The sequence below is a fragment of the Glutamicibacter soli genome (assembly GCF_052322135.1).
GTDB classification, from domain to species: Bacteria; Actinomycetota; Actinomycetes; order Actinomycetales; family Micrococcaceae; genus Glutamicibacter; species Glutamicibacter soli.
Window position 1 is genome coordinate 2464836 of sequence record NZ_CM125969.1, and the last position, 20745, is coordinate 2485580.

The 20745-nt window shown below is 64.0% G+C and carries 24 protein-coding genes; 12 read left to right on the plus strand and 12 right to left on the minus strand.

What is annotated here, in order from left to right:
• Positions 1-35 precede the first annotated feature (35 nt).
• The 3 genes from ACTX90_RS11580 (at position 36) to ACTX90_RS11590 (ending at position 3086) form a co-directional block, all read left to right on the plus strand.
• Positions 36-1286 carry a magnesium transporter MgtE N-terminal domain-containing protein gene (locus ACTX90_RS11580; protein ID WP_047119557.1) on the plus strand — a complete coding sequence of 417 codons (1251 nt, stop codon included), beginning with the start codon at positions 36-38 and terminating at the stop codon, positions 1284-1286.
• Positions 1287-1374: 88 nt separating this feature from the next.
• The gene (locus tag ACTX90_RS11585) at positions 1375-1977 is read left to right on the plus strand and encodes a DUF1003 domain-containing protein (RefSeq protein WP_113606494.1); all 603 of its coding nucleotides are present in this window, start codon (positions 1375-1377) and stop codon (positions 1975-1977) included.
• Positions 1978-1979: 2 nt separating this feature from the next.
• Positions 1980-3086 (plus strand): Mrp/NBP35 family ATP-binding protein, encoded by a 1107-nt coding sequence (locus ACTX90_RS11590; RefSeq protein WP_120989195.1) that lies wholly within the window; start codon positions 1980-1982, stop codon positions 3084-3086.
• A 136-nt stretch (positions 3087-3222) separates the two neighbouring features.
• On the opposite strand, the gene ACTX90_RS11595 is transcribed toward ACTX90_RS11590, so the two are convergent.
• The gene (locus tag ACTX90_RS11595) at positions 3223-3624 is read right to left on the minus strand and encodes a sec-independent translocase (RefSeq protein ID WP_047119560.1); all 402 of its coding nucleotides are present in this window, start codon (positions 3622-3624) and stop codon (positions 3223-3225) included.
• A 65-nt stretch (positions 3625-3689) separates the two neighbouring features.
• A complete protein-coding gene (gene sigE, locus ACTX90_RS11600) occupies positions 3690-4241 on the minus strand; it encodes an RNA polymerase sigma factor SigE (protein ID WP_237562150.1) in 552 nt (183 codons plus the stop codon).
• Positions 4242-4461: 220 nt separating this feature from the next.
• Here sigE and ACTX90_RS11605 point away from each other — a divergent pair, with 220 nt between their 5' ends.
• The gene (locus ACTX90_RS11605) at positions 4462-5112 is read left to right on the plus strand and encodes an O-methyltransferase (protein ID WP_443442114.1); all 651 of its coding nucleotides are present in this window, start codon (positions 4462-4464) and stop codon (positions 5110-5112) included.
• Between the two features lie 81 nt (positions 5113-5193).
• Here ACTX90_RS11605 and ACTX90_RS11610 read toward each other — a convergent pair whose 3' ends face one another.
• The 3 genes from ACTX90_RS11610 to ACTX90_RS11620 all read right to left on the minus strand — a co-directional run bounded on the left by ACTX90_RS11610 (position 5194) and on the right by ACTX90_RS11620 (position 6622).
• A complete protein-coding gene (locus tag ACTX90_RS11610) occupies positions 5194-5361 on the minus strand; it encodes a DUF3117 domain-containing protein (RefSeq protein WP_082123932.1) in 168 nt (55 codons plus the stop codon).
• 123 nt (positions 5362-5484) lie between these two features.
• Complete coding sequence (locus ACTX90_RS11615; RefSeq protein WP_443442115.1) at positions 5485-5835, minus strand: DivIVA domain-containing protein; 351 nt, start codon at positions 5833-5835, stop codon at positions 5485-5487.
• 4 nt (positions 5836-5839) lie between these two features.
• Positions 5840-6622: an LOG family protein gene (locus ACTX90_RS11620; protein WP_053798455.1), complete on the minus strand. Its 783-nt coding sequence runs from the start codon at positions 6620-6622 to the stop codon at positions 5840-5842.
• 135 nt (positions 6623-6757) lie between these two features.
• Here ACTX90_RS11620 and ACTX90_RS11625 point away from each other — a divergent pair, with 135 nt between their 5' ends.
• From ACTX90_RS11625 to ACTX90_RS11640, 4 genes are all read left to right on the plus strand, one after another.
• On the plus strand, positions 6758-7531 hold the full coding sequence (locus ACTX90_RS11625; RefSeq protein ID WP_047119564.1) for an amino acid ABC transporter ATP-binding protein: 774 nt from the start codon (positions 6758-6760) through the stop codon (positions 7529-7531).
• Positions 7532-7560: 29 nt separating this feature from the next.
• Positions 7561-8391: a glutamate ABC transporter substrate-binding protein gene (locus ACTX90_RS11630; RefSeq protein WP_047119565.1), complete on the plus strand. Its 831-nt coding sequence runs from the start codon at positions 7561-7563 to the stop codon at positions 8389-8391.
• 102 nt (positions 8392-8493) lie between these two features.
• Positions 8494-9174, plus strand: a complete 681-nt coding sequence (locus ACTX90_RS11635) for an amino acid ABC transporter permease (RefSeq protein ID WP_047119566.1) — start codon at positions 8494-8496, stop codon at positions 9172-9174.
• Positions 9171-9998, plus strand: coding sequence for an amino acid ABC transporter permease (locus tag ACTX90_RS11640; RefSeq protein WP_053798457.1), 828 nt, complete (start codon positions 9171-9173; stop codon positions 9996-9998). The genes ACTX90_RS11635 and ACTX90_RS11640 overlap by 4 nt, the downstream gene beginning before the upstream one ends.
• Before the next feature lie 75 nt (positions 9999-10073).
• Here ACTX90_RS11640 and dapE read toward each other — a convergent pair whose 3' ends face one another.
• A complete protein-coding gene (gene dapE, locus ACTX90_RS11645; RefSeq protein WP_443442116.1) occupies positions 10074-11159 on the minus strand; it encodes a succinyl-diaminopimelate desuccinylase in 1086 nt (361 codons plus the stop codon).
• Positions 11160-11232: 73 nt separating this feature from the next.
• Here dapE and dapD point away from each other — a divergent pair, with 73 nt between their 5' ends.
• On the plus strand, positions 11233-12189 hold the full coding sequence (gene dapD, locus ACTX90_RS11650; protein WP_443442117.1) for a 2,3,4,5-tetrahydropyridine-2,6-dicarboxylate N-succinyltransferase: 957 nt from the start codon (positions 11233-11235) through the stop codon (positions 12187-12189).
• Positions 12190-12270: 81 nt separating this feature from the next.
• On the opposite strand, the gene ACTX90_RS11655 is transcribed toward dapD, so the two are convergent.
• The 4 genes from ACTX90_RS11655 to fdxA form a co-directional block, all read right to left on the minus strand.
• Complete coding sequence (locus tag ACTX90_RS11655; RefSeq protein WP_047119570.1) at positions 12271-12822, minus strand: hypothetical protein; 552 nt, start codon at positions 12820-12822, stop codon at positions 12271-12273.
• A 205-nt stretch (positions 12823-13027) separates the two neighbouring features.
• Positions 13028-14308 (minus strand): citrate synthase, encoded by a 1281-nt coding sequence (locus ACTX90_RS11660; protein WP_047119571.1) that lies wholly within the window; start codon positions 14306-14308, stop codon positions 13028-13030.
• A 98-nt stretch (positions 14309-14406) separates the two neighbouring features.
• Positions 14407-15522 carry a succinyldiaminopimelate transaminase gene (dapC, locus tag ACTX90_RS11665; RefSeq protein ID WP_053798459.1) on the minus strand — a complete coding sequence of 372 codons (1116 nt, stop codon included), beginning with the start codon at positions 15520-15522 and terminating at the stop codon, positions 14407-14409.
• A gap of 10 nt (positions 15523-15532) precedes the next feature.
• Positions 15533-15856 carry a ferredoxin gene (fdxA, locus tag ACTX90_RS11670; RefSeq protein WP_047119573.1) on the minus strand — a complete coding sequence of 108 codons (324 nt, stop codon included), beginning with the start codon at positions 15854-15856 and terminating at the stop codon, positions 15533-15535.
• A 211-nt stretch (positions 15857-16067) separates the two neighbouring features.
• Here fdxA and ACTX90_RS11675 point away from each other — a divergent pair, with 211 nt between their 5' ends.
• The 3 genes from ACTX90_RS11675 (at position 16068) to ACTX90_RS11685 (ending at position 18280) form a co-directional block, all read left to right on the plus strand.
• Positions 16068-16316, plus strand: coding sequence for a putative acetyltransferase (locus ACTX90_RS11675; protein ID WP_047119574.1), 249 nt, complete (start codon positions 16068-16070; stop codon positions 16314-16316).
• A 102-nt stretch (positions 16317-16418) separates the two neighbouring features.
• The gene (locus tag ACTX90_RS11680) at positions 16419-17693 is read left to right on the plus strand and encodes a glycosyltransferase (protein WP_443442118.1); all 1275 of its coding nucleotides are present in this window, start codon (positions 16419-16421) and stop codon (positions 17691-17693) included.
• Positions 17694-17770: 77 nt separating this feature from the next.
• A complete protein-coding gene (locus ACTX90_RS11685) occupies positions 17771-18280 on the plus strand; it encodes a helix-turn-helix domain-containing protein (RefSeq protein ID WP_443442119.1) in 510 nt (169 codons plus the stop codon).
• 58 nt (positions 18281-18338) lie between these two features.
• On the opposite strand, the gene ACTX90_RS11690 is transcribed toward ACTX90_RS11685, so the two are convergent.
• Together ACTX90_RS11690 and typA are read right to left on the minus strand one after the other, a co-directional pair.
• Positions 18339-18773 (minus strand): hypothetical protein, encoded by a 435-nt coding sequence (locus ACTX90_RS11690; protein ID WP_113606502.1) that lies wholly within the window; start codon positions 18771-18773, stop codon positions 18339-18341.
• Positions 18754-20661 (minus strand): translational GTPase TypA, encoded by a 1908-nt coding sequence (gene typA / locus ACTX90_RS11695; RefSeq protein WP_047119578.1) that lies wholly within the window; start codon positions 20659-20661, stop codon positions 18754-18756. Before typA ends, ACTX90_RS11690 begins: the two co-directional genes overlap by 20 nt.
• Positions 20662-20745: the final 84 nt, after the last annotated feature.

Sequence of the window (20745 nt, forward strand, 5' to 3'; positions counted from 1 at the left end):
CCGCGCGAAGGCACCGGGCACGATAACCTAGAAGGGTGAGCTCACAAGTGTCTAAAATCTTCGTCGCCCGGCTGCTCGGGCTGGACGTCTTCGACCCCCTGGGCGACCGCCTGGGACGCTTGCGAGACGTCGTCGTGGTCTCCCGCGGACCCAAGAAGCCGCCGGCCTGCGTCGGCGTCGTGGTCGAGGTCCCCGGCAAGCGCCGCGTCTTCGTGCCCATGACCCGCATCCAGTCCATGGAATCCACGCAGATCATCTGCTCGGGCCTGGTCAACATGCGCCGCTTCCAGCAGCGCGGCCAGGAGCTGCTGGTCGTGGCCGAGCTGTTCGACCGCACCATCACCTTCACCGACGGCTCAGGCCGCGGCGTCATCGAGGACATCGGCCTGGCCCAGACCCGCCGCGGCGACTGGGAAATCAACCAGTACTACGTGCAGCGCGGCGTGGCAGCGCCGGGACTGCTGGGGCTGCGCAGCCGCAAGCGCGACAAGGTGCTGGTCTCCTGGGAGGACATCAGCCACGGCAACCAGAGCGAGCCGCAGTCAGCCGACACCTTCGTGGCCACGCACGACGACATGAAGGCCGCCGACTTCGCCGACGCGCTGCATGAGATGAACGAGAAGCGCCGCCTGGAAATCGCCGCGCACCTGCAGGACGAGCGCCTGGCCGACGTGCTGCAGGAGCTGCCTGACCGCGAGCAGGTGGAGATCCTCTCCGCGCTGGGCCTGGAGCGCGCAGCCGACGTGCTGGAAGAAATGGACCCGGACGACGCCGCCGACCTGCTCTCCGAGGTCTCCGAGGAAACCAAGCACCAGCTGCTGGAGCTCATGAACGAGGAGGAGGCCAAGGACGTGCGCCGCCTGCTGGCCTACCCGGAAGGCACCGCCGGCTCGGTGATGACCCCGGTTCCGGTGATCCTCACCCCCGAATCCACCGTCGCCGAGGCGTTGGCCTCGGTGCGCATGGAGGAGCTCTCCCCCGCCCTGGCCTCCACCGTGTACGTGGTGCGCCCGCCGCTGGAGACCCCCACCGGCCGCTACCTGGGCCAGGTGCACATCCAGGCGCTGCTGCGCGCCGCCCCGCCCGAACCGCTGGGCGACATCCTGGACACCGAGCTGGAGCCGATGTCCGACCTGGCGAACATCTCCGAGGTCGTGCGCCACCTGGCCACCTACAACCTGACCAGCGTCGGGGTGACCAACAAGGAGGGCCGCCTGGTCGGGGCGATCACCGTGGACGACGTGCTCGACCACATCCTGCCCGACGACTGGCGTTCGCAGGACTAAGAACTTTGGAACCGGCTCGCCGGTTCACCCGGCCCCGGCGCAGCCCGGAGCCGAACGACACAGATCAGTAGCAAAGGAGTTCACCACCATGGCTGAACAGCGCAAGACCAGTGGCCTGGACACTCCCCTTGCAGCCCGCAAACGCTTCTGGCCGAAGTTCTCCCCGGACCCCGACGCGTTCGGCTCCACGACGGAGAAGTTCGCGCGCTTCATGGGCACCCCGCAGTTCCTGCTCTACATGACGATCTTCTGCGCCTTCTGGCTGATCTGGAACTCCGTGGCCCCGGCGGCCTGGCGCTTCGACGACGCCTCCATCGGCTTCACCGCGCTGACCCTGATGCTCTCGCTGCAGGCCTCCTATGCCGCGCCGCTGCTGCTGCTGGCGCAGAACCGCCAGGACGACCGCGACCGCGTGTCGCTGTCCGAAGACCGGGCGCGGGCCGAACGCAACCTCTACGACACCGAGTACCTCACCCGCGAGCTGGCCAGCCTGCGCCTGGCGCTGCGCGATGTCGCCACGCGCGACTACGTGCGCTCGGAGCTGCGCAACGTGCTGGAGGAGCTGCTGGAGACCGCCGACGGCGAAGAGCTTAACCTGCGCGCCAAGCGCAAGTCCAAGGGCGGCAACCCGCAGACCGGCCTCATCGACACGGTGCAGCCGGGCCAGAATTCCAACCGAAAGAACAACTAGTCGTGAGTTCGAACGAAGCACTGTTCACGGCGCTGGCCACGGTCATCGACCCGGAACTGCGCCGGCCCATCACCGAGCTGGGCATGGTGGGCGGCGCCCGGTTGGACGGCACCCGCGCCGAGGTTACCATCCTGCTGACCATCGCAGGCTGCCCACTGCGCTCCACCATCGAGGCAGACGTGCGCGCGGCCCTGCTGCCGCTGCCGGGCGTGGACCAGGTCGAGGTGGTCCTGGACGTGATGGATCCGCAGCAGCGCGCGGCCCTGCGCGATCAGCTGGCCAGCCGCCGCACCCCGTTCTCCGATCCCGCCTCGCTGACCCGCGTCATCGCGGTGGCCAGCGGCAAGGGCGGGGTGGGCAAGTCCTCCATCACCGCCAACCTGTCCACCGCGCTGGCCGCCCGAGGCTTCAAGGTCGGGCTGATCGACGCCGACGTGCACGGCTTCTCCATCCCGTCGCTGATGGGCATCAACCAGAACCCCACGCGGGTGGATGACATGATCCTGCCGCCGGTGGCGCACGGGGTGAAGGTCATTTCCATCGGCATGTTCCTGGATTCGAACCAGCCGGTGATCTGGCGCGGGCCCATGCTGCACCGCGCGCTGGAGCAGTTCCTGTCCGACGTCTACTTCGGGGATCTGGACTTCCTGTTCCTGGACCTGCCGCCGGGCACCGGGGATATCGCGATCTCCGTGTCCCAGCTGCTGCCCAACAGCGAACTGCTGGTCGTCACCACCCCGCAGTCAACCGCCACCGAGGTGGCCGAGCGCGCCGGCACCATTGCCTTGCAGACCAAGCAGAAGGTCATCGGCGTGGTGGAGAACATGAGCCACCTGCAAATGCCCGACGGCAGCAGGATGGAAATCTTCGGCTCCGGCGGCGGCGCTAAGCTCAGCGAATCGCTGAGCGACCAGCTGGGCTACCCGGTGCCGCTGCTGGCGCAGCTGCCCCTGGAGGAAGCCCTGCGCGAAGGCTCGGACCAGGGCACCCCGGTGGTGCTCTCCGCCCCGCAATCCCAGAGCGCCATCGAGCTGTCCGCGCTGGCCGAATCATTGGGCCAGCGTCCCCGCGGCTTGGCCGGGCGCAGCCTGCCGATGTCAATCCAGTAGCGGCCGGGCAACATTCCCGGGCGGTCCGCGCGAAACGCGCCGGGGCCTGGCGAACGAGGCATAAAAAAGATCCCCGGCCCCGCAGTTTTCCAGCTGCAGGGCCGGGGATGTTTTGTCGCCTGTGGCGGATTCGCGCCTAGGTGGCTTCGTCGTCGAATGGGGCGCTCTCGTTCACGCCCAGCGGAGCCTGGGTGGCGGTGTGGGTGGCCACGGGGGTGCGCACCGGGGCTGCCTCGACCGAGGAAGGCTTGCCCTTGGCCACGTTGACCGCGTCGTCGAATTCGTCGATGAGCGCTTCCTTGATGATGCGCCGAGGGTCGTATTGGCGCGGATCCAGCTTGCGCCAGTCCATGTCGGCAACTTCGTCGCCGACTTCCTCGCGCAACTGCTCCTTGGCTCCGTTGGCCATGCGGCGAATTTCCTTGACGAGGTTCGCCAGCTTTTTGGCGTATTCAGGAAGCTTCTCGGGGCCGAGCACGACGACCGCGATAATGGCGAGAATAACGAACTCGCCGCCATTGATACCTAGAAAATCCACAACACCAAGATTACCTTGTCCGAGACCAACTCACTAAGCCACCGGCGTTGCGGCCGAAAGGTGTCCTAGCCCTGCGCCGCAGTGCGGCGGCCCAACGGAATGCGCGGCAACGACATGGTCTTGGCCGGCTTGTTGGACGGGTTGCGGTGCGCCAGGGCATCGCGCAGCATCGCTCGTCCGCGGTGGATGCGTGAACGCACGGTGCCAAGCTTCACGTCCAGGATGCGGGAAACTTCTTCGTACGAAAACCCTTCCATGTCACATAGGACGATTGCTGCCCTGAATTCCGGGCTCAGCGCCTTCAGCGCCGCCTGAACATCCACGTCGAGATTGTGGAATTCAAAGTAGCGCTCCGGGGAGAGCACCTCTCCTGGAAGTCGGTCCTCGGATCCTTCGGCAAACCGGTCAAAGCGAATCTTGCTCTTCCGACGTGCCTGATCGAGGAACAGGTTGGTGGTAATGCGGTGCAGCCAGCCGCCCATGGTGCCCGGGGTGTACTTGTCCAGAGCCTTGAACGCACGGACGAATGCCTCCTGCGACAGGTCCTCGGCATCCTGGCGGTTTCCGGTGAGCCTGTAGGCCAGCCGGAAGACGCGCTCTCCATGCTCGTGAACCATCTGGTCCCAGGACGGAACCTCAGTCTCGAGGACTGCCACGGTGGCTGCTGAGTCATTTTGTGCATCATTCACACTTAAAGTATGTGCGCCGAAGCTGAGCTACAGCTAAGAATCGCCTGCGCGGAGGATATCAAGTTCTTCGGGGCAATGCCGGTCGTGTGGGTAACATTGGTGTTGTCCCGATACGCACGATCCCTAGGACTTGTCCCCGATGCCTTCCATGAATCCAGAACTTCTTGCGAGCTGGAGCTATGCCCAGACCCAGGTCCACGAGAAGGAGCACGTGGCGCTGGTTCGCGAGCGCTCTGCCGATCTGGGCGTGCGTTGCATCGATCCGGCCGGCCGCTCGATGCTCCAGGTGATCTGCTCGCTGCGCCAGCCGCGCAACCTCGTGGAGATCGGCCCCGGCGTCGGCGTGGCGTCGCTGGCGATGCTCGAAGTCCTAGGCCCGGAGAGCACGCTGACAGCCATCGAATCCAATCTTGAGCACGCCAATGCGATGCGCCAGTCGCTGCGCGAGGCCGGAGTTCCATCGGCCCACGCGCGCATCATCAACGAGCGGGCCGAGAACGTGCTCTCACGCCTGGCGGACCACGCCTACGACTTGGTGCTGATCGACGCAGGTGCCGAGCTGCTGCTGGAATACGTGGCCGAAGCCAAGCGGCTGGTCGGCCCGCGCGGGGTCATCATCATCAACAACGCGTTCGACGAGCACCGGATGTCCAAGCCGGCCGTGCGCCGCCCGTCCACCGTAGCCACTCGCGACGCGCTGCGTTTGCTGCGTGAGGACCCGAAGATCCAGACCCATTTGCTGCCCAGCGAGCAGGGGCTGTTCGTCGCTTCGGTGCTCCCGGCGGCCCGGGTGCGCTAGGAATCTTCCGCAACCACAAAAAGGACCGACAGATTGTCGGTCCTTACTTGTTTCGGCCGGCTTGCGAACCGGCGGCTCTAGCTATTCGGTGACATCAACCAGGCAGTTGCGCAGCTCAGTTGCTTCATCGTTGTTCAGCTCGACAACGAGGCGTCCACCGCCGTCAATAGGCAGCCGCAGGATCAGGCTTCGCCCCTCCTTGGTGACTTCCATCGGACCGTCACCGGTGCGTGGCTTCATCGCAGCCATGTAAGCAATTCCCTTCGTCCGTGGCTGGTACGGGGCGGCAAGTTCATTCGCCGTCCGCACAACCGCATGCCTGGCCCATCTTCAGGTGTAATTCATCTCTGATTAGGGGCCACTTGTCTCCTATTATTGCGAATTTTCCGCCGTGTCGCTAATCACACGCCGTGACTCGATGTCACGAATCACATTTTCCAGCCGGGTGATTTCCGCCGCGAGGACATCCAGGGTGTCGTCCACCTGGTCGCAGCGATAGCCGCGAAGACCCAGCGAGAAGCGCACCTTGTCGACATCGTTGGCCCGCGGATGCTCGGGCAGCAGCACCGGCGGCAGCGAGGCTTCCGGCTCCGCCAAACCCACGATGGGTTCGGGAACCGCTTCGAAATGACGCCCCGCATCGGCGGCCAGACGACGCCCGGAAAGCAACAGGGCGGTCCCGCCGACGACTAGCAGCGCAAGGAAAACCAGTACAAGCGGCATCCAGCTAGCTCCTGTCCATTGACGGGCGCTTGGATGCCGCACGCCCTGCGTTCAGCACGATCTGCACCGCCTCGTCCGGATCATCGGTCACCGTGAACAGGTCGAGGTCGGTTTCCGAAATGCAGCGCTCCCTGGCCACCGTGTCCTTGAGCCACTGCACCAGGCCGCCCCAGTACTCGGTGCCCAGCAGGACGATCGGGAAACTCGTGATCTTCTGCGTCTGGACCAGCGTGAGCGCCTCGAATAGTTCATCCAAGGTGCCGAAACCGCCGGGCAGGACGATGAAGCCCTGCGAGTACTTGACGAACATGGTCTTGCGCACGAAGAAGTAGCGGAAGTTGATGCCCTTGTTCACCCAAGCGTTCAGCCCGGTTTCAAAGGGCAGTTCGATTCCCAGACCGATGGAAATGCCTTCGGCGTCAGCAGAGCCCATATTCGCGGCTTCCATGGTTCCCGGACCGCCGCCGGTAATCGTGGTGACGCCGGCCTTCGCCAGCAGCTCCCCCACGCGGTAGGCCTGTTTGTAGTAAGGACTGTCGGGATCCGTGCGCGCCGAACCGAACACGGCAACGGCAGGGCCGGTGCTGGACAGGGTGCCGAAACCGCTAACGAACTCGGACTGGATGCGCAACACGCGCCACACATCGGTATGCGTTACATCCGGTTGCGGGCTCTCAAGCAGGTAGCGGTCAAGCTGCTCTTCGGACTTCTTGCCAGGCCAGCTCGCCTCGACGTGCCTCCGTCCGCCAGCACGAGCACTCTCTTCACTCTTACGCTTATGAACCATAGCTTCACTCTATCTGCTGCGTGTCGCGTTCCACGTCAACCTTGGGGACGGTATTTAAGAACAGTTTGATAACAACTTGGTGTGACCTGAACGAATAGTCGCGTAGGGTGCGTCACATCGAGTAACGTCGAGAACATGAAAAGCGATCATCAGGCTCAAGCTTCTTCTGATGGCCCCATTGTCCGTCTGGCTGGGGTCAATAAGCACTTCGGTGCGCTGCACGTCTTGAATGACATCAACCTGGATGTCGTGAAGGGCGAGGTTGTCGTGATCCTCGGCCCTTCGGGCTCCGGCAAGTCAACCCTGTGCCGCGCCATCAATCGTTTGGAGACGATCGACGACGGCACCATCACCATCGACGGGAAGAAGCTTCCCGAAGAAGGCAAGGCGCTGGCCCGGCTGCGGGCCGATGTCGGCATGGTGTTCCAGTCCTTCAACCTCTTCGCGCACAAGACCATCCTTGAGAACGTGACCCTCGGGCCGATCAAGGTCAAGGGCATGAAGAAATCCGCGGCGGACAAGCTGGCCATGCAGCTGCTCGAACGCGTCGGCGTCGCCAACCAGGCAGCCAAGCTGCCGGCTCAGCTCTCCGGCGGCCAGCAACAGCGTGTAGCCATCGCGCGCGCCTTGGCCATGCGGCCGAAGGTGATGCTGTTCGACGAACCGACCAGTGCGCTGGACCCGGAAATGATCAACGAGGTCCTGGACACCATGGTCTCGCTCGCCCGTGAAGGCATGACCATGCTGGTGGTGACCCACGAGATGGGTTTCGCCCGCAAGGCCGCGGACCGCGTGATTTTCATGGCAGACGGGCAGATCGTCGAACAGGCCACCCCGGAAGAATTCTTCACCAATCCCCAGAGTGCGCGAGCCAAGGACTTCCTCGGCAAGCTCATCACCAACCACTAGCTCTCATCACCCACTCACCAGGAGGAACAATGCGGAAAAATCGTTTTGGCGCAATTGCTGCAATGGCGGCCGTCGCGGCTCTGACCCTGACCGCCTGCGGCGGCTCTGACAACGCCGGCGACGAAGGCGGCGACAAGGTTCGCATCGGCATCAAGTTCGACCAGCCGGGCCTCGGCTTCCAAGACGGCAGCTCCTACACCGGCTTCGACGTCGATGTCGCCAAGTACGTGGCCAACGAGCTGGGCTACTCGGAAGACAAGATCGAATTCGTCTCGGCCCCGTCGGCCAACCGCGAAACCCTGCTGGAGACCAACCAGGTCGACATGATCTTCGCGACCTACACCATCAACGACAAGCGCAAGGAACGCGTCGCGTTCGCCGGCCCGTACTTCATCGCCGGCCAGGATCTGCTGGTCCGCGCCGATGACAGCTCGATCACCGGCAAGGACTCGCTGAACGGCAAGAAGCTGTGCTCGGTCACCGGCTCGACCTCGGCCGAGAACGTCAAGAAGGACGTACCCGGTGTGAGCTTGGTTGAGCAGCAGGGTTACGCAGACTGCTTGGGCCTGCTGGAGACCGGCAGCATCGACGCCATCACCACCGATGACATCATTCTCGCCGGCCTGGCAGCGACCTCCGCCAACAAGGGCAAGTTCAAGGTTGTCGGCAACCCATTCTCCGAGGAGCCGTACGGCGTGGGTCTGAACAAGACCAACGACAAGTGCGAGTCCATCAACACGGCGATCAAGAAGATGATCGATTCCGGCGAGTGGCAGAAGGCCTTGGACAAGAACACCGAGGGCACCGGCTACAAGGCCTCGGATCTGAACCCGCCAACCAAGTTCGAAGCCTGCAGCTAACTTCTTAGCTAGACCCCCGACCTGCGGTGCAGCACCGGACTGCGAAGCCCGGGTGCAGCACCGCAGGCAACCAGCTCATCCATCTACCAAGGAGAACAAGCCGTGCAAGGCTATTTGAGTCTTTGGGATGAATACGGTGCGCGCATCATGGAGTCCTTCTGGGCCAACCTGCAGCTCACCTTCTGGGCGTTTATTGCCTGCGCAATCCTGGGCACGATTCTCGCAATCATGCGAATTTCGCCAATCCCCAGCCTGCGAGCATTCGGCACCGCCTATGTAAACATCTTCCGAAACACCCCGCTGACCATCATCATGACCTTCGGCGTCCTGGTCTTGTTCGGCGTCTTCCAGCTCCAGCTGTCCGATGATTTCAATTTCAACTTCTTCCAGATCGCCATCATCGGCCTGACCATCTACCATGCGGCGTTCTTCTGCGAAGCCATCCGCTCGGGCGTGAACACCGTTCCGCTGGGCCAGGCCGAAGCCGCCCGCGCCATCGGCTTGGGCTTCCTGCCGGCCGCGCGGCTGGTCATTCTCCCGCAGGCATTCCGCGGGGCCATCGTTCCCATGGGCAACGTGCTCATCGCATTGATCAAGAACACCACGGTCGCCCTGGCAGGCTCCGTGGCCGAGATCTCGGGCCTCATGAAGACCATGATCGAGTACCGGGCCGATCAGGGCATCCTGATCTTCCTGACCATCGCCCTCATGTTCGTGGTCATCGTGGTGCCGATCGGCATACTGGTGACCTGGCTGTCCAAGAAGCTGGCGGTGGCACGATGAGCGCGGCAAAGCAGTCGGTCCTCTTCGACGCCCCGGGGCCCAAGGCCAAGCGGCGCATCCTGCTGATCAACATCCTCGGTGTGCTCGCCCTGCTGGGTTTGCTCGTCTATCTGGTCCTCGGCCTGAACTCCGCAGGACAACTGGCACCGGAGAAATGGAATGTCTTCCTCAAGGGCGGGGTCTGGAGCAACTTCATCCTGCCGGGTCTGCTCAAGACCCTGCAGGCGGCCGCGATCTCCATCGTGACCTCGTTGATCTTCGGCTTCATCTTCGGCATGGGGCGCCTGTCCCACAACAAGGTGATCGACTGGATCAGCACGATCGTCGTCGAGTTCTTCCGTGCGGTCCCGGTCCTGCTGATGATGCTGTTCCTGTGGATCATGCTCGCCCGCTCCGGCTGGGTGGAACCGCAGGATTCGCCGTTCTACGCGGTGGTCATCGGCCTGACACTGTACAACGGTTCCGTCATTGCCGAGCTGATCCGCTCGGGCGTGCATGGGCTGCCGCGGGGGCAGCGCGAGGCGGGCATCGCCATCGGCCTGACCCGCAGCCAGAGCTTGCGCCTGATCGAGATCCCGCAGGCGTTGACCGCCATGCTGCCGGCCTTGATCAGCCAGTTCATCGTGATCCTGAAGGACTCCGCGCTGGGCTACATCATCAATTTCAACGAGCTGCTGTTCAACGGCAAGCTGGTGGGTACCGGCAACTCGAACATGTTCCAGTCGCTGGTCATCGTTGCGGCGATCTTCATCATCCTGAACTTTGCCCTGTCCAAGCTGGCTTCCGTGGTGTCCTCGCGGCTCAGCTCGCGCGGCCAGCTCTGATTCCTCGCCGACAGCACAAAGACCTCGGGTCGCGTTCCCTTGCGGAACGTGACCCGAAGTCTTTAATCTTCACGCCTAGCCGAGCCAAGAGCGCAGCGAGGACAGGCAGTCCCGGATCGCCTGCTGCGGCACGTGTTCATTGTCCGAGTGCGCCAGCAGCGCATCCCCAGGGCCGAAGTTCACCGCGGGAACGCCGAGGGCGGAGAAACGGGCGACATCGGTCCAGCCGTACTTCGGCTTGGGCTCCTGGCCCAGGATGGAGATCAGCTCGGCGGCGATCTGTTGGTCCAGGCCTGGGCGGGCGCCGTTGGAGCCGTCGGTGCGTTCGATGTCGAAGCCGTCGAACAGCTCCTGCACCACGGCTTCGGCCTGCTCCAGGGTCTTGTCCGGGGCGAAGCGGTAGTTCACCTCCACCTCGCAGTGGTCCGGGATCACATTGCCGGCCACTCCCCCGGCGATGCGCACCGCGTTCATGCCCTCGCGGAATTCCAGGCCTTCGACGTTGATGGTCTGCGGCTGATACTCGGCCAGCCGGCGCAGCACCTGAGAGGCATCGTGGATCGCGTTGTGCCCCATCCAGGCGCGGGCCGAATGGGCGGCGGTGCCGTGGGTGCGGATCACGAAGCGGCTGGTGCCGTTGCATCCGCCTTCCACCGTGCCGTTGGTGGGCTCGAGCAGTATCGCAAAGTCGGCGGCCAGCAGCTGGGGGCTGTTGCGGGCCAGGCGTCCCAGGCCGGACTTGGATGCGGCGACTTCCTCGTGGTCGTAGAAGATGTAGGTGATGTCGTGCTTCGGCTCGGTGAGCTCGGCGGCCAGCGCCAGCTGCACTGCGACCCCGCCCTTCATGTCGGTGGCGCCCCGCCCGTAGAGCACCCCGTCGATCACCTGCGCCGGGACGGTGCCCCTGGCTCCGTCGGTGCGTGGCAAGGGCACGGTGTCCAGGTGGCCGGCCAACACGACGCGGCGGTCGCGGCCCAAAGTGGTGCGGGCGACGATCGAGTCCCCGTCGCGATGCACCTGGAGGTGGTCGAATTCCAGCAGCGCGGCGTGCACCTTGTCGGCCAGTTCCTGCTCGTTGCCGGAGACCGAATTGATGTTCATGAGCTGCTCAGTCAGCACTGCAACGTCCTGCCGCAGGTCTAGGTCGTTCACGGTATTCATGGTCCTACAATCATCGCTTCACTAGCTTGTCATCTAACAACGTTACCTTTCCCATCAGCGATACGATCAGTGTATGACTTCAGAACCTGTGACCTCATCCAGCGAATCCTCCGTACGATTGGCATCAGGCCACGGCCTTGCCACCATCGCCGCCGACGGCACCGTCCTGGACGTGTGGTACCCGGCACCTACGCTCGGTGAACTCGCAGCAGCAGAACAGCTCGCCGGCGAACTGGCCGCCGCCGCCGCCGACGATGCCGCCCGCGGCACCACGCAGAAGGTCGTGTCCCTGACCATCAACCTGGACGTCGCCCCGGCGGATACCGCCGATGTGTGGCTGCGCCTGCACCTGCTTTCGCACCGTTTGGTGCAGCCGAACACCATCAACCTGGACGGCATCTTCGGCCACCTGGCCAACGTGGCGTGGACCAACTTCGGCCCGTGCCAGGTCGAGAACTTCGAAATGACCCGGCTGAAGCTGCGCAGCCGCGGCAACGTCGACGTGTACGGCGTGGACAAGTTCCCACGCATGGTCGACTACGTCATGCCATCGGGTGTGCGCATCGCCGACGCTGACCGCGTCCGCCTCGGCGCGCACCTGGCCGCGGGCACCACCGTGATGCACGAGGGCTTCGTGAACTTCAATGCCGGAACCCTGGGCGCTTCCATGGTCGAGGGCCGCATTTCCGCCTCGGCCGTCGTGGGCGACGGCTCGGACGTGGGCGGCGGCGCGTCCATCATGGGCACACTCTCCGGCGGCGGCAAGGAGCGCATCGTCATCGGCGAACGTGTGCTGCTCGGAGCCAATGCAGGCGTGGGTATTTCCATCGGCGACGACTCGGTAGTGGAGGCCGGCCTGTATGTCACGGCCGGCACCCGTATCGCCCTCGGCGGGAAAACCGTCAAGGCCCTGGAGCTTTCCGGTGTGCCGAATCTGCTCTTCCGCCGCAACTCGATTTCCGGAGCTGTCGAGGCCCTGCCGCGCGCGGGCCAAACCGTGGAGCTGAACGACGCGCTGCACGCCAACTAGGCTGGCGCTGCACCGAATATCGAGGCCGGAAAACCCCACCATGCGGGTTCTCCGGCCTCTTTTCTCCTGCAGCGCATTCCGCTAAATCGGAAAGATGATGGTGACCATGGGCTGGAGAAAACCCTGGAATGCCGTTGAGTCGCGCAGGAGCGCCGAACTGGCCAGGATCGTGGATCCTCCGGTCAGCCAGGCCCTCGGCTCCTTCAGGGGCACCTCGATCACGTTGATCTGCTTTTCCTCCGCAACCGGCGCATGCTCGATGCCCCGTTCGATCAGCAGCTGTTCAATTTCGTCCATGCGGTCCGGAATGTAGTCCTGGCTACGCCGTTCGAAGTCTTCGGCATGCTGGTGGGCGAACAACGTTGCCTGGCCGTAGTGCGGCCGGGCCAGCCGGGCTAGCTCGGGATACCCGTTGACCTCAAGCCACTCCAAGAGATTGTCAGGAACCTGGACCGGAGTTTGCGGGGAGGTATCGCGAGTTGTCAGCGAATCCCACCATGAGCTCCATTCCTGCTTGATCTGCCCATGCTCTGAATGCGAACCGGTGCGTTCCTTGACGTCCGGTTCGAGTCTGCAGTTCGGACCTACCTCGGCGGGATTCACGCCTGCCAGCTCCCGCAGATACAGGGCCATCAGCAGATGAGGATCTGTATATATGCTCAGCGACCAGTTATTACCACGACGAAAATACATCCAAACCACCTGACATGCCGACGTGTCGAAAGCATCCCCATAACGACACAATACGCCTGATTACGGGGTTAAAACAGCGTTGGGCCGGGACTCCATTGCGGATGGAGTCCCGGCCCAACGGCTGGGTACAGGCTACCTGGCGGTCTTAGACACCCGGGTAGTTGCGGGCGGTTTCGCCCATGTACAGCTGGCGCGGACGGCCGATCTTGGTTTCCGGATCGCTGATCATTTCGCGCCACTGGGCAATCCAGCCCGGCAGGCGGCCGATGGCGAACAGCACGGTGAACATCTTCTCCGGGAAGCCCATCGCGGTGTAGATCAACCCGGTGTAGAAGTCCACGTTCGGGTAGAGCTTGCGCGAGATGAAGTAATCGTCGTTCAGTGCCTTCTCCTCAAGGCTCATCGCGATATCGAGCAACTCGTTGTTGCCCTGCTTGGCCAGCAGGTCGTGGGCGGTCTGCTTGATGATCTTCGCGCGCGGATCGTAGTTCTTGTACACGCGGTGGCCGAAGCCCATCAGGCGGACGCCGTCTTCCTTGTTCTTGACCTTCTCCATGAAGGTCTCAGGAGCGATGCCCTGGGCCTTGATGTCGCGCAGCATGCGCAGCACTGCCTCGTTGGCGCCGCCGTGGGCGGGGCCGGACAGGGCGTGGATGCCTGCGGACACCGAAGCGAACAGGTTGGCGTCCGAGGAGCCGACCAGGCGAACGGTGGAGGTCGAGCAGTTCTGCTCGTGGTCTGCGTGCAGGATCAGCAGCAGGTCAAGTGCCTTGACCATTTCCGGATCCAGCTCGTATGGCTCGGCGGCGGTGCCGAAGCACAGGCGCAGGAAGTTCTCGACCATGTTCATCGAGTTGTCCGGGTACAGCAGAGCCTGACCGATGGACTTCTTGTGGGCGTAGGCCGCCAGCACCGGCAGCTTGGCCAGCAGGCGCAGGGTCGAACGCTCAACCTGTTCGTTGTCCGATGGGTCCAGCGAATCCTGGTACCAGGTCGACAGGGCCGAAACGGCCGAGGACAGCACCGGCATCGGGTGTGCATCGCGCGGGAAGCCGCCGAAGAAGCCCTTGAGCTCTTCATGCAGCAGGGTGTGGCGGCGCAGGCTGCCATCGAAGTTTGCCAGCTGCTCAGGGGTCGGCAGTTCACCGTTGATCAGCAGGTAGGAGACCTCGGTGAAGCTGGAGTGCTCTGCCAGCTGCTCGATCGGGTATCCGCGGTAACGCAGGATGCCGGCATCGCCATCGATGTAAGTAATTGCGGACTTGGTAGCCGCGGTGTTCATGAAGCCAGGGTCGTAAGTAACGTTACCGGTGGTCTTCAAAAGTGGTGCTACGTTGAATCCATTGTTGCCCTCGGTAGCCGGGATAACCGGCAGTTCGAGATTGGACCCGTTGAATTGTAGCTGTGCAGACGTCGTGTCTGTCATTGCATCTCCTAACCGGAAAGCGTGTAGTTCCGAAAGGTCAGTCGTCATCCTAGAACATACCGTGATATGTCCCCATGGCGCTAATCAGGGTGTCATGTTCAGCGGTTGACGGAAGAATTCAAGCGCTCAACGGCAGCGGCGATCCTCTCATCGCTGGCCGTCAGTGCGATGCGTACGTGCTGCTCGCCGGCGGTACCGTAGAAAACACCGGGACCTGCGACAATTCCCAACTCAGCCAGGCGCTGGATGGTTTCGAAGCTTGGCCGTTGCTCGGTGCACCAGAGGTACAGGCCGGCGACCGAATCATCAATCTGCAGTCCGAAGTTCCGCAGCGCCGGCGCCAGCGCTTCGCGGCGCGCCCGATAGATATCGTATTGCACCCTGACATGCTCTTCATCGCCCAGGGCGACGACCATTGCGTGCTGGATCGGGCCCGGGACGATCATCCCGGTATGCTTGCGGCTGTTGACCAGCTCAGGCATGAGATTCGGCGCACCGGCGATGAAGGCCGCGCGGTAGCCGGCAAGATTCGACTGCTTGGACAGCGAGTACAGGGCGAACAGGTTATCGAGGTTTCCCCCATTGACGCGAGGGTCAAGGATGCTCGGCACCTGGCCGCGGACGTCGTCCCAGCCCAGTTCGGCGTAGCATTCGTCCGAGGCCACCACGGCGCCCAGCTCGCGGGCCTGCCGGACGATGTCGGCCAAATCCTGCACATCGCGGACCTTGCCGGTCGGGTTGCCCGGGGAGTTCACCCAGATGAGCTTGACCTTGGCCAGCTGCTCGTCGGTCAGTTCAGACAGGTCGTCGGTCGCGACGGGGGTGGCGCCCACCAGCTGCGCGCCGATGTCGTAGGTCGGGTACGCGATCTTCGGACGCACCACGATGTCGCCGGCCCCGAGGCCTAGGAACAACGGCAGCCAGGCCACCATTTCCTTGGAGCCCACGGTGGGCATCACGTCGTCCAGTCCCAGCCCGGTCACGTTGCGGCGGCGGGCGAACCAGTCGACAATCGCCTGGCGGACTTCGGTGGTTCCGTGGGTCGTCGGGTAGCCGTGGGAATTCGCGGCCGAGGCCAGCGCGTCCTGGATGATCTGCGGCGTGTCGTCGATCGGCGTGCCGATGGACAGGTCCACGACCCCGCCTGGGTGTTGCGCCGCCAGCTCGCGGTATGGCGCGAGCTGGTTCCAGGGGTAATCGGGGAGCTGAAGCATGAAGCGAAACCTAGCCTTGGTTCTGTGGTGGCAAGGCGCCGATCAGCGGGTGATCGGTGCCGGTGTTTCCAATCTTAGCGGCGCCGCCCGGCGAGCCAAGCTCGTCGAAAAATTCGACGTTTGCCTTGTAATAGTCGGCCCACTCGTCCGGCACGTCGTCTTCGTAGTAGATGGCCTCCACCGGGCACACCGGCTCGCAGGCGCCGCAGTCCACGCATTCGTCCGGGTGGATGTAAAGCGAACGGTCGCCTTCGTAAATGCAATCAACCGGGCATTCTTCGACGCACGCCTTGTCTTTAACGTCGACGCACGGCTGAGCGATGATGTAAGTCACGGGAGCTGCGACCTTTCCTTGCACAAAGTGGTTTCAACAAAAGCCTGTTGGATCACAAGATGCTCATTGAATCCGGGACAAGCTCAAACTACAGTCTAGTCCTGTTGCCAAGACAACCAAGACCCCCTCGTTCACCTGTGACGTAACCGACGATTCACATTTCGGCTAGCATCGCGGTAGATGAATTCTTTTTACGGATCGTGACTTCAAAATGCTGAATTTCAACGAGTTGACCACCGACGATCGCATTGTGCTGCGCTACCGGCTCGCAACGCAGACCGATGCGGGAGAGTCGCTGACCGACGCCTTGGGAACGGTCCTGCAGGTCTCCGACACCCAGATCGTCCTGCAGACCCGCAGCGGCCCGGTCGCGGTGCGGCGTTCAGCCATCACGCACGCCAAGCGCATCCCGCCGGCTCCCGTGCGGCGCAGCCGCTCGCCCAGGACTCCCGGAGCCTAGCAACCCTCCGAGCTCCGCGGTACCCTGTGATTCCAGCGGGAGCCCGGCGCAGCGCCTCCAGCTCCTTGCCGCCATCCAGGATCCGGAGGCCGAAAGCAGAGCATGGCGCATATCCTCGTGGCGTCCTCGCCGTTCGCCGGACATGTCCGCCCCACCCTCGCAGTAGCCGAGGCGCTGCTCCTGCGCGGGCACCGGGTCACCGCCTATACCGGACGGCGCTACGCCCGGGACTTCGAAGCGCTGGGCTGCCGCATCCTGCCCTGGCAGGCGGCCACCGACTACGACGAACGCAACCTCGCCGCGTCCTTTCCCCAGCTGCAATCCACCGGCCGCAGAGCGGTGTTCGCCAATCTGGAGCACGTGTTCATCGGCAATGCCCCTGGCCAGCTCGACGATCTGCGACGGGCCCACGCCGCGCGCCCCTTCGACATCCTGGTCGGCGAGCAGATGATGCTGGGCGCCGGAATGCTGGCGGAACTCCAGTCCCTGCCGTGGGCCAGCCTCTCGGTACTTCCCCTGTCGCTGCCCAGCCGGAACCTGCCGCCGTCGGGGTTGGGCTTGCAGCCGTTGCCCGGAGCCCTTGGCCATGCCAGGGATGCGCTCCTGCGCCGGATCACCCGCCGGGTGATGCGCCCGTTGGACGCCGCCTTGGCCGAAGTGCGCAAGCAAGCCGGGCTGCCGGAGCACCAGCTGTTCGGACAGGCAGGATTCTCCACGCAGCTGACGATCGCCCATGGAGCGCCCGGCATCGAGTTCCCCCGCCCGGATCTTCCCGGGTACGCGCACTACGCGGGGCTGCTGGCCCGGCCGATAGTTCACGCCGGCCCCGAGCCGGACTGGCTGCGGGAAGTCCGGTCCTTCAAGGGGCCCGTGGTGCTGGTGACCCAGGGGACGCTGAACACCGACCCGCAAGAGTTGCTGCAACCGGCCCTGGACGCGCTGCGGGACGAGGACCTGCTGGTGGTGGCCAGTTCGGCGGGCCGGAGCGTGCAGCGGATCCCGCCGAACGCCCGGGTCCACGAGTTCCTGCCGTTCGGTGACCTGCTGCCGCTGGCATCCTGCGCCGTCACCAACGGCGGGTGGGGCGGGGTGCTGCAGATGGCCGCCGCGGGCGTGCCGATGGTGGTGGCCGGCGGCACCCTGGACAAGCCCGAGGTCGCAGCCCGCGTCGCCTGTGCTGGCCTGGGTCTCGACTTGCGCACCGGAACTCCCACGCCGCGGAAGATCCTGAGGGCGGTGCGCTCGATTCTCGCCGAACCAGGCTTCCGGACCAGGACCGCCGCCGTGGGCGACCAGCTGCATCGGCTGGGCGGGGCGCTGAGGGCCGCAGGGCTGATCGAGTCGCTCGCGCCGGGCGCATCCCCGCGGGTACCGTAGGCCGCAGGCTTGGCCCGCTGCGCGACATGTGATTTGAAACTGCCAATCACTGAGCGGTTTTCGCGTATGCTGGCATCATGCCAACCGATGAGCTTGTCCAGGCCCGTGCACGCGCGCTCAGTTCCCCGCTGAGACTGCGGATCCTGCGCCTGTGCCTGCACGAGTCGCGGACCAACAAGGAAATCGCGGACCTCCTCGAACTGAATCCGGCGACCTCGCTGCACCATGTGCGCACGCTGGTGAGCAACGGCTTCCTGCAAGCCGAGGAGCCGCGCAAGGGCAACCGCGGCGCCAAGGAAGTCCCCTACCGCAGCACCAAGCTTTCCTGGGGCACCCGCATCCCGGACGCGGCCCCGCTGCTGGTGGATACGTTCCTGCAGGAAATCAACGGCCTGACCCCGCAGGAGATGCAGGTGGTCCGCGTGGGGCTGAAGCTCGGCGAGAAGTCCCAGAAGGAAATGATGGCCCGGCTGCGCGCGGTCATCGAGGACTACGCGATGCGCGAGCCAGAAGAAGACGGTGTGCCCACCTCGCTCTTCCTGGCCCATCACCTGGATCTGACGGGCAACAGCCGCACCGAGAATTAGACGCGGATTAGCCGCCAAAAAAAATGGTGTTCCTCCCGAGGGGAGGAACACCATTTTTCTATGCCTTGCGGTTGGCTTTGCGCAGCACCCGCAGCGCGCTCATCAGGGCGATGACCGCCGGGATGACCATGCCGTACATCCACAGCAGCGACGCGAGCGTCGGGCCCGGCAGGAACTTGAAGTATCCCGCGCTGAGCAGCATCTGGTCGTTGCCGACGTAGGAGATCACTCCCACCGTGACATAGCAGCCGATGAATGCCACCGCGCCGGCCCACATCTTGCCCGAGGCCACGACGGCCCAGTAGACCAGCAGCCCCAGCAGCAGCCAGGCCAGGCCGACACCCCAGATGATCGGGGTGTCGCCCGCGTAGAACAGCGAGGCGTGGATGCCGGTGCCGAACAAGCCGGCCGCGAGGGCGGCAACCACCGCGCGCCACAGCGCGCCGAGGCTGCCGCCAGTGGCAGGTCGCTTGCTAGGCGCGAGCGCGGGCACGGGATGCCTTGGCGCGATCGTTCGCGTTCAGCAGCACCTTGCGGATGCGGATGGCCTCCGGGGTGACCTCGACGCACTCGTCTTCGCGGGCGAATTCGAGCGACTCTTCAAGGGTCAGGGTCTGCGGCGGGGTCAGGTTCTCGAACGAGTCCGAGGAAGCCGCACGCATGTTGGTGAGCTTCTTTTCCTTGGTGATGTTCACGTCCATGTCATCGGCGCGCGAGTTCTCGCCCACGATCATGCCCTCGTAGACCTCTTCGGTCGGCTTCACGAAGAAGCTCATGCGCTCCTGCAGGTTGATCATGGCGAACGGAGTCACCACGCCGGCGCGGTCGGCGACGATCGAGCCGTTGATGCGGTACTCGATCGGGCCTGCCCATGGCTCATAGCCTTCGGCCAGGGAGGAGGCGATGCCTGCGCCGCGGGTTTCGGTCATGAAGCGGGTGCGGAAGCCGATCAGGCCGCGGGCTGGAACCATGAATTCCATGCGGACCCAGCCGGTGCCGTGGTTGGCCATGTTGGTCATGCGGCCCTTGCGCGAAGCCATCAGCTGGGTGATGGCGCCCAGGTACTCTTCCGGCACGTCGATGGTCATGTGCTCCATCGGCTCGTGGACCTTGCCGTCGATCATCTTGGTGACAACCTGCGGCTTGCCCACGGTCAGCTCGAAGCCTTCGCGGCGCATCTGCTCCACGAGGATGGCCAGGGCCAGTTCGCCACGGCCCTGGACTTCCCAGGCATCCGGACGCTCGGTCGGCAGGATGTTCAGCGATACGTTGCCGATCAGTTCCTTGTCGAGGCGGTCCTTGACCTGGCGAGCTGTGACCTTGGCGCCCTTGACCTTGCCGGCCAGCGGCGAGGTGTTGATACCGATGGTCATGGAGATTGCCGGCGGGTCGACGGTGATCAGCGGCAGCGGCTTCGGGTTCTCCAGATCGGTGAGGGTCTCGCCGATCATGATGTCCTCAATGCCGGCGACTGCGACGATCTCGCCCGGGCCGGCCGATTCGGCTGGAACGCGGGTCAGGCCCTTGGTGGCCAGCAGCTCGGTGATCTTGACCTGCTTCTGGGTGCCGTCCTGGCGGGCCCAGGCAACCTGCTGGCCCTTGCGCAGGGTGCCGTTGAAGATGCGCAGCAGTGCCAGGCGGCCGAGGAACGGCGAGGCGTCCAGGTTGGTCACGTGGGCCTGCAGCACTTCGCCCTCGGTGTAGGTCGGGGCAGGAACGTGCTTGATGATGGTCTCGAACAATGGCTCGAGGTCCTCGTTGTCCGGCAGCGAGCCGTCGGCTGGCTGGTTCATCGAGGCGTAGCCGGCCTTGCCCGAGGCGAAGACGACTGGGACGTTCAAGATGGCGTCCAGGTCCAGGTCAGGTGCTTCGTCGGCCAGATCGGAGGCCAGGCCCAGCAGCAGGTCCATGGAGTCGGAGATGACGCCGTCGATGCGGGCATCCGGGCGGTCGGTCTTGTTGACCACGATGATCACCGGAAGGTTCGCGGCCAGGGCCTTGCGCAGCACGAAGCGGGTCTGCGGCAGCGGGCCCTCGGAAGCGTCAACCAGCAGCACCACGCCGTCAACCATGGACAGGCCGCGCTCGACCTCGCCGCCGAAGTCGGCGTGGCCCGGGGTGTCGATGATGTTCATGGTCATCTGCTTGCCGTTGGCGGCCGGGCCGCTGTAGAACACGGTGGTGTTCTTGGCAAGGATGGTGATGCCCTTTTCGCGCTCCAGCTCGCCCGAGTCCATCACGCGGTCTTCGGTTTCACCGTGGCTGTCGAAAGCGCCGGTCTGCTGAAGCATTGCGTTGACCATGGTGGTCTTGCCGTGGTCGACGTGCGCAACGATTGCTACGTTGCGCAGTTCTTCGCGGCTCGTGATGTTATCTGACATGCGTGAAGGCTCACTTCTGCTCGAGTTAAGGGTCAATGGAGTCGGGGCCAAAGTCGACCCAGCTATTTATTCTACGCTCTCATG